General features: G+C 50.8%; 1 rRNA gene. It reads right to left on the minus strand.

From position 1 onward, the window contains the following. Positions 1–1,058: ribosomal RNA gene (locus H148_RS0105360) — 16S ribosomal RNA — on the minus strand; the annotation flags it as partial.

Genomic DNA, 1,058 nt, shown 5'->3' on the forward strand with positions numbered 1-1,058 from the left:
CCCAGTGGCTGCTCTCTGTCCCTACCATTGTAGCACGTGTGTGGCCCAGGACGTAAGGGCCGTGATGATTTGACGTCATCCCCACCTTCCTCACGGTTTGCACCGGCAGTCTGGCTAGAGTTCCCGACTTGACTCGCTGGCAACTAACCACAGGGGTTGCGCTCGTTATAGGACTTAACCTGACACCTCACGGCACGAGCTGACGACAACCATGCAGCACCTTGTAACTTGCCCGAAGGAAAAGGTGTTTCCACCCCTGTCAAGCTACATTTAAGCCCTGGTAAGGTTCCTCGCGTATCATCGAATTAAACCACATGCTCCACCGCTTGTGCGGGCCCCCGTCAATTCCTTTGAGTTTCATTCTTGCGAACGTACTCCCCAGGTGGGTTACTTATCACTTTCGCTTAGCCACTCAGACCTTAATCGGTCCGAACAGCTAGTAACCATCGTTTACGGCGTAGACTACCAGGGTATCTAATCCTGTTCGCTACCTACGCTTTCGTCCATCAGCGTCAGTAAATTATTAGTGATCTGCCTTCGCAATCGGTATTCTATGTAATATCTATGCATTTCACCGCTACACTACATATTCTAACCACTTCATAATTACTCAAGGTATGCAGTATCAATGGCAGTTCTACAGTTGAGCTGCAGACTTTCACCACTGACTTACAAACCCGCCTACGGACCCTTTAAACCCAATGATTCCGGATAACGCTTGGATCCTCCGTATTACCGCGGCTGCTGGCACGGAGTTAGCCGATCCTTATTCATACGGTACCGTCAAGCCCCCTCACGAGAGGGTGTTTCTTCCCGTATAAAAGCAGTTTACAACCCATAGGGCAGTCTTCCTGCACGCGGCATGGCTGGATCAGGCTTGCGCCCATTGTCCAATATTCCTCACTGCTGCCTCCCGTAGGAGTCTGGTCCGTGTCTCAGTACCAGTGTGGGGGATCTCCCTCTCAGGACCCCTACCTATCGTAGCCATGGTAAGCCGTTACCTTACCATCTAGCTAATAGGACGCATACTCATCTTTTACCGCCGAAACTTTAATGTA

This window comes from Salinimicrobium terrae DSM 17865 (genome assembly GCF_000424665.1).
GTDB lineage: Bacteria > Bacteroidota > Bacteroidia > Flavobacteriales > Flavobacteriaceae > Salinimicrobium > Salinimicrobium terrae.